This window comes from uncultured Parabacteroides sp. (assembly GCF_902493135.1).
In the GTDB taxonomy this organism is placed as follows: Bacteria; Bacteroidota; Bacteroidia; order Bacteroidales; family Tannerellaceae; genus Parabacteroides.
On record NZ_CABUOD010000007.1, the window covers coordinates 128,045 to 137,988 of the forward strand.

General features: G+C 47.5%; 8 protein-coding genes. 5 read left to right on the forward strand and 3 right to left on the reverse strand.

The features are described from left to right. Position 1: 1 nt before the first annotated feature. A complete protein-coding gene (locus RDN79_RS05150) occupies positions 2-340 on the reverse strand; it encodes a type II toxin-antitoxin system HicB family antitoxin (protein WP_298553800.1) in 339 nt (112 codons plus the stop codon). 15 nt (positions 341-355) lie between these two features. After that, positions 356-613, reverse strand: coding sequence for a type II toxin-antitoxin system HicA family toxin (locus tag RDN79_RS05155; RefSeq protein ID WP_115497687.1), 258 nt, complete (start codon positions 611-613; stop codon positions 356-358). Between the two features lie 253 nt (positions 614-866). Here RDN79_RS05155 and RDN79_RS05160 point away from each other — a divergent pair, with 253 nt between their 5' ends. From RDN79_RS05160 to RDN79_RS05170, 3 genes are all read left to right on the forward strand, one after another. Next, positions 867-2,201 carry a TolC family protein gene (locus tag RDN79_RS05160; protein WP_298553806.1) on the forward strand — a complete coding sequence of 445 codons (1,335 nt, stop codon included), beginning with the start codon at positions 867-869 and terminating at the stop codon, positions 2,199-2,201. A 50-nt stretch (positions 2,202-2,251) separates the two neighbouring features. Next, the gene (locus RDN79_RS05165) at positions 2,252-3,502 is read left to right on the forward strand and encodes an efflux RND transporter periplasmic adaptor subunit (protein WP_298553809.1); all 1,251 of its coding nucleotides are present in this window, start codon (positions 2,252-2,254) and stop codon (positions 3,500-3,502) included. Between the two features lie 92 nt (positions 3,503-3,594). After that, positions 3,595-4,833, forward strand: a complete 1,239-nt coding sequence (locus RDN79_RS05170) for a serpin family protein (protein ID WP_298553812.1) — start codon at positions 3,595-3,597, stop codon at positions 4,831-4,833. Here RDN79_RS05170 and RDN79_RS05175 read toward each other — a convergent pair. Further along, positions 4,805-5,761, reverse strand: a complete 957-nt coding sequence (locus RDN79_RS05175; RefSeq protein WP_298553815.1) for a nitronate monooxygenase family protein — start codon at positions 5,759-5,761, stop codon at positions 4,805-4,807. The genes RDN79_RS05170 and RDN79_RS05175 overlap by 29 nt on opposite strands. A gap of 164 nt (positions 5,762-5,925) precedes the next feature. On the opposite strand from RDN79_RS05175, the gene RDN79_RS05180 reads away from it, so the two are divergent. Next, the gene (locus tag RDN79_RS05180; protein ID WP_298553823.1) at positions 5,926-7,425 is read left to right on the forward strand and encodes an arylsulfatase; all 1,500 of its coding nucleotides are present in this window, start codon (positions 5,926-5,928) and stop codon (positions 7,423-7,425) included. 48 nt (positions 7,426-7,473) lie between these two features. Continuing rightward, positions 7,474-9,594: a M3 family metallopeptidase gene (locus tag RDN79_RS05185; protein ID WP_298553818.1), complete on the forward strand. Its 2,121-nt coding sequence runs from the start codon at positions 7,474-7,476 to the stop codon at positions 9,592-9,594. Positions 9,595-9,944 lie beyond the last annotated feature (350 nt).

Below are 9,944 nucleotides of genomic sequence, written 5' to 3' on the forward strand. Positions count from 1 at the left end.
TCTATAGCATAGTCGTGATTTGTTTCTCCAATGCTTGCTTGATAAAAGCATTAATCGAAATGCCGGTGCGCTTTGCCAGCATTGCAACGCGGCTATGTATTTCGGGGGTCAGGCGCACATTCAATAATCCCGAATAACTCTTATGAGGCTGTATCCCTTCTTCTTCGCAAAATGCGATATAATCATTGACTGCTTCATGAAAAGCATCCGTTAGTTCTTGAACACTTTGTCCTTCAAAATTGACCATACCGTTAATTCCTTCTATTTTGCCGAAGAAAACACTATCCTCTTCACTGAAGTTGACGGAACCAATAAACCCTTTGTATTTTAATGTATTCATAATTATTTCCTTTCTTCATTTTATAAAACCTTCATTCGTCAGATCATTTAATACTTGTCTTATTGCATAACCTTTGATAATATTACCAGGGTGAGGTTTATGAATCATTATGGGACGTTTATCTCCATTCTTAAATATAACTCTCGAACCGGATGTCTTGCCTTTATTTGATTTCTCATAACCAAATATGGATAGTAGACGTTCCATTTCCTCAAATGTGAAATTTGTAGGTAACGACTTGAAACGTTCGATAAGTTTTTCTTTTGTTCCCATTTATGTATTTAAGTTTCTGCAAATGTAACTACAAAATAGTTACAATCCAACAACAGTCGATGAGATTGTATGATCGGTATTGAAAAGTTCCGATTACGGCCCGAAAGCCGTTTCCATTGTCCAATTCTTTTACAGCAGTGTCTAATTTTTGGACACTCGATAAAAAAGATGAATTTATTAATGCGTTGAAATCTAATATTTTGACTGTTTTGGCACGCTCTTTGCTTTTTATCAGGTAGAAAATAACATAGCAATGAAAAAGATCATATTTACAACAGTACTTTCTTTTGCCCTGGCAACCTCGGTAATGGCGCAGGATAAAATATGGAGTTTGGACGAGTGCATGCGATATGCGGTGGAGAACAGCCCGAAGGTGAAGCAGCAGCTTTATACCAACAATACGTACAAGGCCGAACATCAGTCCGCCATAGCTTCTTTTTTGCCTTCGATCAGCACGCAAGTGGATGCGCAGTACCGGTTCGGACGCTCGGTAGACCCCGAAACGAATACATACGTAAACACTTCTACCTTTAACAACGGTTACGGGGCTTATGCTTCTCTGCCGCTTTTCAGAGGGGGGCAACTGATCAACAAATGGCGTTTGGCAAATGTGAACCGCCACATGGGGAGAAATGATTTGCAAAAGCAGAAAGATGATTTGGCAATCAGCATTATGGATGCCTTTATTACGGTTGTCTATTATCAGGGACTGGTGAAGATGTGTTCCGAAAAATTGGAAGACAGCCAGCGCCTTCTATACAAAACACGCCGTCAGGAAGAATTGGGTTTGAAAGGAAAGGCGGACGTTGCCCAGATCGAATCGCAGGTAGCCGGTGACGATTACAATCTGACGCATCAGCAGAACCTTTATAATACGGCGATGATGACTCTGAAGAACGCGATGAACTATCCGTCGGATTTGGCACTCGATGTCGATACGGTTGTCCCTCCCGTACAAGATCTATTGGCCGGGGAATCGGTCAGTGCCATTCAGGATTATGCTATGGCAAACAATCCGACTGCTTTGCAGGCCGCCTTCCAATTGAAAACCAGTAAGATGAACTATCTGATAGCAAAAGGGAAGTTACTTCCGTCTCTTTCCGTCGAAGCCGGTATCAGTACCAGTTATTTTGAGAATTTGAAATCGGAAAACGCTCCCGCTGCTTTTAAAAGCCAATTTAAAAACAACCGTGGAGAATATATTTATTTTAGCTTCAGTTTCCCTTTGTTTGACGGCTTGTCCCGGATTACCAATATGCGCCAGGCCCGCAACAATGTCCGGATCGCTTATGAAAAGCAAACTGAAACGTTGCGTCAGTTGCAGAATGATGTAGAGCAAGCCGTTCTCGATCGGGAGGGCTATGCGAAAGAAACGATCCAGATGGAGAAGAAAGTGAAGGCCGATGCTTTGGCTTATCAGGTTACTCTGCGTAAATTTGAGGAAGGATTGATGAGTCCGCTCGATGTGCAGACAAATGCGACCACTTTGTTGAACTCGAAGGCCGATCTTTTACAGAGGCGTTTGCTCTACTTGATGAAATGCCGCCAGGTTGATTATTATAAAGGGCAACCGTTGATTAAAAATTAAAAATTAAGAATTAAGAATTAAAAAATAAAAAATAAAAAAAATATACGATCATGGATATACAGTTAGAGAAAAAGAAAGGTCTTCAGAAGAAGCATATTCCTTATGTAGCAGGTGGCGCTTTTTTCCTGGTTTTGGTGGGATGGATCGTTTTCGGTGATCATGCTTCGACGTTGAAGGTGGACGCCCGTGGTGTCAATATCGGGAATGTGACGAAAGAGCAGTTCAATGATTTCGTCCGTGTGAACGGCCAGGTACAGCCCATTACGGTCGTGCAGCTCAGCCCGGAAGAAGGCGGTATCGTACAGGAGAAAGTAGTGGAAGAAGGGGCGCAGGTGAAGAAAGGGGATGTGATCATCCGTCTTTCCAATTCAAACCTCGACTTGCAAATTCTCGACGCCGAAGCCCAATTGGCTGAAAAGCAGAACTTCCTTCGTAATACGCAGGTGGCGATGGAACAGGATAAATTGAACAATCAGCTCGAAAAAGCCCAGTTGGATGTCGACATGACGCGTTACCGTCGTGCTTATAACCAGCAAAAAAAGTTGTATGAGGAAAACCTGATTGCAAAGGAGGAATTCCTGAAAGCGAAAGAAGATTTTGAATTGGCAAGCAAGAAATATGACTTGGTCGTGGAACGTTTGCGCCAGGATTCGATCTCCCGCACGATCCAGATGGACGAAATGGAAACCAGTTTGTCCAATATGCGTAAAAATATTGCCTTGGTGCATGAACGCAAGGAGCATTTGAATGTCCGCTCGCAGATCGACGGTGAATTGGGATTGCTGGATGTCGTATTGGGCCAGAATGTTTCGGCCGGGCAGAAGATCGGGCAGATAAACGACTTGTCGGACTATAAGATCGAAGCTCTGATCGACGAACATTATATCGACCGGGTAAAAAAAGGCTTGTCCGCGACGTTCGAACGCCAGGGAGCCGATTTTGAATTGAGCGTGCGCAAAGTGTATCCGGAAGTGCGTGACGGCAAGTTCCGTACGGATTTCGTCTTCACCGGCGAACGTCCTGACAATATCCGTAGCGGACAGACCTATTACATTAACCTCGAACTCGGACAACCGACGGAAAGCATCATCATCCCGCGTGGAACCTTCTTCCAGAGCACAGGCGGCAGCTGGATATTCGTTCTTGACAAAGACGGCAAGAAAGCTTATCGCCGCAAGATCAAGATCGGCCGACAGAACCCGCAATATTACGAAGTCATCGATGGCCTGGAGGCCGGTGAGAAGGTAATCGTTTCCAGCTATGAGAGCTATAAGGACAACGAGGTGCTGGTACTGGAATAATTTAGATGTAAATTTTCTTTCCAATAAATGCAAGGTTTCTTTTCGCCTTGCATTTATTGTATATAAACGATAATCAAACAACGAAAAGAATCATGAAAAAACTTGTTTTTGCTTTGCTTGCACTTTGTGCATTCGCTTCTTGTGACAATGGTGACGATATCCCCCGTAAGAAAGACCGTACGGATATTCCGCTGACGAAGTCCGAACAGGCCTTGGCGGATGCCGGCAATGACTTTGCTTTCTCTTTGTTCCGCCGGGTCAGTAGCAGCCATGCGCAACCGTCCAATATTATCCTGTCGCCGATCAGTGTGAACTACATGATGTCCATGCTGAACAACGGGGCAGCCGGCAAGACGACGGAAGAAATATCCCGTACACTTGGATTCGGAGAATCCAAGCCGGAGGAAATAAACGCGTATAACCGGAAGATGATCGTCGCCTCGGCTGATCTCGATCCGCAGGTAACGGTGCATACGGCAAACTCTATTTGGGTAAGGGACGGTTTCGACATTCTGCCTGCTTTCCGGGAAAGCAATGAATCCTATTACAAGGCATCCGTGCGCAATCTGGATTTTTCCAAGCCGGATGCATTGGAACAGATCAACGGCTGGACGGCCAAGAATACGGATGGCAGGATTCCTGAGATTTTGAAAAAGATCAGTCCGAATGCCTGTATCTATCTGCTGAATGCGATTGCCTTTCGGGGCGAATGGAGCACGCCTTTCGAGAAAAGCAGTACGAAAAAGGAGGTCTTTACGGATGCAAAGGGGCGTGAACAGGAAGTGCAGATGATGAATGCCACTTATGACGGTATCGTATATGAACATGAAAAATACCGTATGTTGTCACGTTCGTATGGCAACGGCGCTTTTTCCATGTCCGTCCTGTTGCCGGATGAAGGTGTGACGAATGCCGAAGTGATCGCCTCGCTGAATGGTACGTCTTGGAAACAACTTTTCCAGAATCGCAATGGTTACAAGATTCATTTGAAACTTCCCCGTTTCGCAACCTCTTACGATATTAACCTCAATGACGCGTTGCAATCGTTAGGGATTGTTTCCGCCTATTCTTCCGATGCTGCTGATTTCTCCAAATTGAGCACGAGACGTATTTTCTTGTCACGCGCCCTGCAAAAGGCCCGTATCGAAGTCGATGAAGAAGGGACGAAAGCCGAAACGGTTACCTTGGGCGAGGGATGGGTTTCTTCCCCCGGCCCCCGGCCGGAAATGCAGAAGATGGATTTCTTCGTGAACCGTCCGTTCATCTACCTGATAAGCGAATACAGCACAGGAGCAATCTATTTCATAGGAGAGGTGAACCGGATTGAGTAAAGGTTTTTAGATATCCATTGCGGAAATCTTCTATAATCTCTTTCACGACTTCGTCCGCCGTCTGTGTTTCCCGGAATAAGGATGCGACTTGTCCGATCTCCAACTCGCCTTCCTCCAGATCGCCTTCGAAAATGCCTTTCTTGGCGCGGCCTTTCCCTAACAGTTCTTTCATTTCCTCGACGGACGCGCCACGGGCTTCGGCCTCTTCGACGGCAGTTGTGAAACTTCCTTTTACCAGGCGGGTGGGAGAGAGTTTCTTCAACAAGAGCTTCGTGTCGCCTTCGTTCAGGTTGAGGCACAATCGCTTGAAGTTCTCATGTGCGGAACTTTCTTTCGTCAGGGCGAAACGCGTACCGATCTGGACTCCTTCGGCTCCGAGAACGAAAGTAGCCAACATGGCGCTACCTGTTCCGATCCCTCCGGCAGCCATTAGCGGGAGAGAGGTGGCGCGGCGTACGGCGGGGATCAGGCAAAGAGTCGTTGTCTCTTCGCGGCCGTTATGCCCGCCGGCTTCAAACCCTTCGGCGACTATGGCGTCGACGCCGGCCTGTTCGCATTTGACGGCGAACTTGGAGCTGCTGACGACATGGGCGACTTTCATCCCGTGTCCTTTCAGAAATCCCGTCCATGTTTTGGGGTTGCCGGCGGAGGTGAAAACGATCTTTACGCCTTCTTCCACCAAAATAGTCATCAAGGCGTCGATCTCCGGGTACATCAAAGGGACATTTACGCCAAAGGGTTTGTCGGTGGCTGCCTGGCATTTACGGATATGTTCGCGTAGAACGTCCGGATGCATGGAGCCTGCACCGATCAATCCGAGACCACCTGCGTTGCTGACCGCCGAGGCGAGCCGCCAACCGCTGCACCAAACCATTCCGCCTTGTATAATCGGGTATTGAATACCGAAAAGTTGACTTATTCTATTCATATTCATCTTTTATTTAGTTCGTATAGATTGCAATATTAATAAAATATGTAGCTTATTCTCATCAACTATAGCTATATTTGCGACTTATCACAAGTTTTAAGTAAAGGCTATTACAATCTAACACACAAATCGATAAACGAATGAGACACTATTCTATTCCTTTGATGGGAACTCTGGGAGCTTTTTCTTTGCCGGTGCTGGCGCAAACATCTCCCCAAAAACCTAATATCGTAGTAATTGTTGCGGATGACCTGGGCTACGGAGACTTGAGTTGTTATGGTGCGACTGCCCTTCATACGCCCGGTATGGACCGGATCGCCAACGAAGGGTTGCGCTTTACGCAGGGCTATTGCATGGCGGCCACCTCGACGCCGAGCCGCTATTCACTTCTGACCGGTCTTTACCCCTGGACAAATACCGATGCGAAGATACTGCCCGGAAATGCCGCCCTGATCATCAACACGCAACAAGTGACTTTGCCGAAAGTGATGAAACAGGCCGGTTATGTGACCGGCTCCGTAGGCAAATGGCATCTGGGCTTGGGTGACGGGGGAGTGGACTGGAACAAAACCGTCTATCCCGGAGCAAAGGAAGTCGGGTATGACTATTCGTTTATCCAGGCGGCTACCAATGACCGGGTTCCTTGTATCTTCATCGAAAACGGGAAAGGGGTCGGCCTGCAACCGGATGATCCTCTTTATGTCAGCTATAAGGAAAACTTTCCCGGTGAACCGACCGGGAAGGATAACCCCGAACTGCTCCGCATGCATCCCAGTGTAGGCCATGCCGGCTCCATCGTGAACGGTGTCCCCCGCATCGGTTTCCAGAAGGGGGGTAAGACGGCCCAATGGAAAGATGAAGATATGGCCGAGTTGTTCCTCGAAAAGGCAAAAGGCTTTATGCAGGCGAATAAGGACCAACCTTTCTTCCTTTATTACGGTTTGCATCAACCGCATGTGCCTCGCGTGCCGAATCAGAAGTTTGCAGGCAAGTCGGGGATGGGGCCGCGTGGCGATGTGATCCTCGAAGCGGACTGGTGCGTGACGGAGTTCCTGAAGGAAATGGACCGCCTCGGCCTGGCCGAGAATACGCTGGTGATCTTTACGAGCGATAACGGTCCTGTTCTGGATGACGGCTATCAGGACCGGGCGGTCGAGTTGGTGGGTGATCATAAGATCGCCGGACCGTACCGTGGCGGCAAGACAAGTCTGTATGACGGAGGGACCTGCGTGCCTTTCCTGCTCCGCTGGCCGGCTGTGGTCAAACCGGCTGTTTCGGACGCGCTGGTTTGCCAGATGGACCTGCTGGCTTCGCTGGCGGCGCTGACGGGACAGGCCTATCCGGATAAGACCGATAGCCAGAACATATTGCCTGTCTTTTTGGGAAATAGCGATCAGGGACGCCGCGAACTGGTGATAGAAGGGTACTACAACTATGCTTTCCGCCAGGGCGACTGGGTGATGATCCCGCCTTATCCCGATTATTATGGCGATAAGGAAGAAGCGGAGTTTGCGGGTTTCAGCGATTGCTATCAATTATATAATGTAAAGGAGGATCCGGGGCAGCGCAATAATCTGGCGACCAGGGAGCCGCGCCGTCTCCGACAGATGATGATGCGTTTTGAACAATTGAAAAGAGAGACGGGCAAGAAGACCAATTTTTAGTTTAATTACATACCTTTGCGGTCAGAACATATAAATATAATTACAGACATGAACAAGACACTTATGGCTGCCGGCCTGGCAGTTGTTTTAGGAGCATGTAACTCATCAAAGAAAAGCGACGTGGCAGATGTAGCCGGCGCCAATCCTTTTTTTACCGAGTACACGACACCGTTCGGTGTTCCTCCTTTTGAACAAATCAAAGTAGAACATTACAAACCCGCCTTCCTGAAAGGCATGGAGGAACAAACGGCGGAAATAGAAGCGATCGTAAACAACCCCGACGAAGCTACTTTCGAGAATACGATCGTTGCATTGGACCGGAGCGGGGAACTGCTCACGAAGGTTGCATACGCTTTCAGCGGTCAGGCAAGTGTCAACACGAACGACGAGATCCAGGCTCTCGAACAGGAACTTTCTCCGCTGCTCTCCAAGCATAGTGACGATATCAGCCTGAATCCGAAACTTTTTGCCCGCGTAAAATCCGTATATGAGAATCAGGCAAAGTTGAACCTGGACAAGGAACAGAAGAAGTTGCTCGAAGAAACCTATAAAGGCTTCGTCCGTGGCGGTGCCAACCTGGATGCGGACAAGCAGGCGGAACTCCGTAAACTGAACGAACAGATCTCTTTGTTAGAACTGACTTTCGGACAAAATTCGTTGAAAGAGACAAATGCTTTCCAGCTTGTGGTCGATAAGAAGGAGGACCTGTCCGGCCTGCCCGAAACATTGGTTGCCGCCGCCGCTGCCACGGCTAAAGAGGCCGGGATGGAGGGAAAATGGGTTTTCACGTTGCATAATCCGAGTGTGATGCCTTTCCTGCAATATGCCGACAATCGTGCCTTGCGTGAGAAAATCTATAATGCCTATGTTCGTCGCGGTAATAACAACAATGCAAACGACAATAAGGACGTGATCAAGAAGTTGGTTTCCGCCCGTTTGAAGAAAGCTAAATTGATGGGCTATGAAGACTTTGCCGCATACGTGTTGGAAGAAAACATGGCGAAGGACGAAAAGAACGTCTACGATCTGTTGAACAAGATCTGGACTCCCGCGCTTGTAAAAGCCAAGGAAGAACTGGCGGATATTAATGCAGAGATTAAGAAAGAAGGCGGCAATTTCGAAGCGGAAGCCTGGGATTGGCGTTATTATTTCGAAAAGGCCAAGAAAGCTAAGTTTGACCTGGACGAGAACGAAGTTCGCCCGTACCTGGAACTTAACAATGTCCGGGAAGGCGCTTTCTATGTGGCGAACAAACTGTACGGCATCACTTTTACTCCGTTGCAGAACATGCCGCTTCCCGATCCGGATGCGCAGGTTTTAGAATGCAAGGACAAGGACGGGACGACTTTGGGCGTGCTTTATATGGACTTCTTTACCCGTCCGGAAAAGAGCGGTGGTGCTTGGTGCGGCGGATATCGCGACCAGACGTATAAGGAGGGCAAACGTGTAGCTCCGATAGTGACGACAGTGTTCAACTTCAGCAAGCCGGCTGACGGACAACCTGCCCTGCTGAGTGCCGACGAAGCTGAAACGGTCTTTCATGAGTTCGGGCATGCCTTGAACGGATTGTTTGCCGATGTACATTATAATGGTGTTTCCGGTGTGCCCCGTGATTTCGTAGAGCTTCCTTCGCAGGTGATGGAGCATTGGGTGTTCGAACCGGAAGTGTTGAAAGTCTATGCTAAGCATCATGAAACAGGCGAGGTGATCCCCCAGGCTATTGTCGATAAAATAGTGAAGAGTGGTAAGTACGGACAAGGTTTTGCAACAACCGAATATGTGGCTTCTTCTTTGTTGGACATGGACTATCATGTTTTGAAAGAGATTCCGGCGGATTTGAATATAGAAAAGTTCGAATCGGATGCCATGTACGGTCGAGGTTTATTGAAACAGATCGCTCCTCGTTATTGGGGCACATATTTCGGCCATACGATGGAAGGCGGTTATACGGCCGGCTATTACAGCTATATTTGGGCGGAAGTGCTGGATTGCGATGCGTTCGAGGCATTCAAGGAAACGGGCGATATCTTCAATCCCGAAGTGGCCGCCAAGTTCCGCGCCTATGTCTTGTCACCGGGTGGCATTGACGAAGGCATGGTCATGTACAAAAACTTCCGTGGCAAGGAACCGAGCATCGACCCGTTACTCCGGAATCGCGGTTTGAAATAAGAATAAGGTTTTATTTGGTGAAAGGGGTTGTGCCGCAACTGTCCTGTTCCCATGCTTGACGCAGGGAAAGGACAATTGCGGCACAGCCTTTTTTTATTGAAGCAAGGCGGGATGGTCCGGCAACAGAACGCAAGTCTGATTTTGCAAAAATAACAATATCCCCCTTGAAATATGAATTATGGTGTAATTGTTTGATATTTAGTGGTATGCTGAAAAGGTATGTTTGTTAAAAAATATTACCCTTGCATGTAATTTGGAAGGGTCTTGTTCACTTTTGCTGTATGGTTACTTTTTGTGTATTTAATTAATAAAAGAGCACAGCTTAAAAAATAAAAGTCTATATTATAAGT

What these genes read in the sequence shown, in the direction of transcription:
- RDN79_RS05150 (WP_298553800.1), bottom strand. Translation starts at nt 340, where the DNA reads ATGAATACATTAAAATACAAAGGGTTTATTGGTTCCGTCAACTTCAGT.
- RDN79_RS05155 (WP_115497687.1), bottom strand. Translation starts at nt 613, where the DNA reads ATGGGAACAAAAGAAAAACTTATCGAACGTTTCAAGTCGTTACCTACA.
- RDN79_RS05160 (WP_298553806.1), top strand. Translation starts at nt 867, where the DNA reads ATGAAAAAGATCATATTTACAACAGTACTTTCTTTTGCCCTGGCAACC.
- RDN79_RS05165 (WP_298553809.1), top strand. Translation starts at nt 2,252, where the DNA reads ATGGATATACAGTTAGAGAAAAAGAAAGGTCTTCAGAAGAAGCATATT.
- RDN79_RS05170 (WP_298553812.1), top strand. Translation starts at nt 3,595, where the DNA reads ATGAAAAAACTTGTTTTTGCTTTGCTTGCACTTTGTGCATTCGCTTCT.
- RDN79_RS05175 (WP_298553815.1), bottom strand. Translation starts at nt 5,761, where the DNA reads ATGAATAGAATAAGTCAACTTTTCGGTATTCAATACCCGATTATACAA.
- RDN79_RS05180 (WP_298553823.1), top strand. Translation starts at nt 5,926, where the DNA reads ATGGGAACTCTGGGAGCTTTTTCTTTGCCGGTGCTGGCGCAAACATCT.
- RDN79_RS05185 (WP_298553818.1), top strand. Translation starts at nt 7,474, where the DNA reads ATGAACAAGACACTTATGGCTGCCGGCCTGGCAGTTGTTTTAGGAGCA.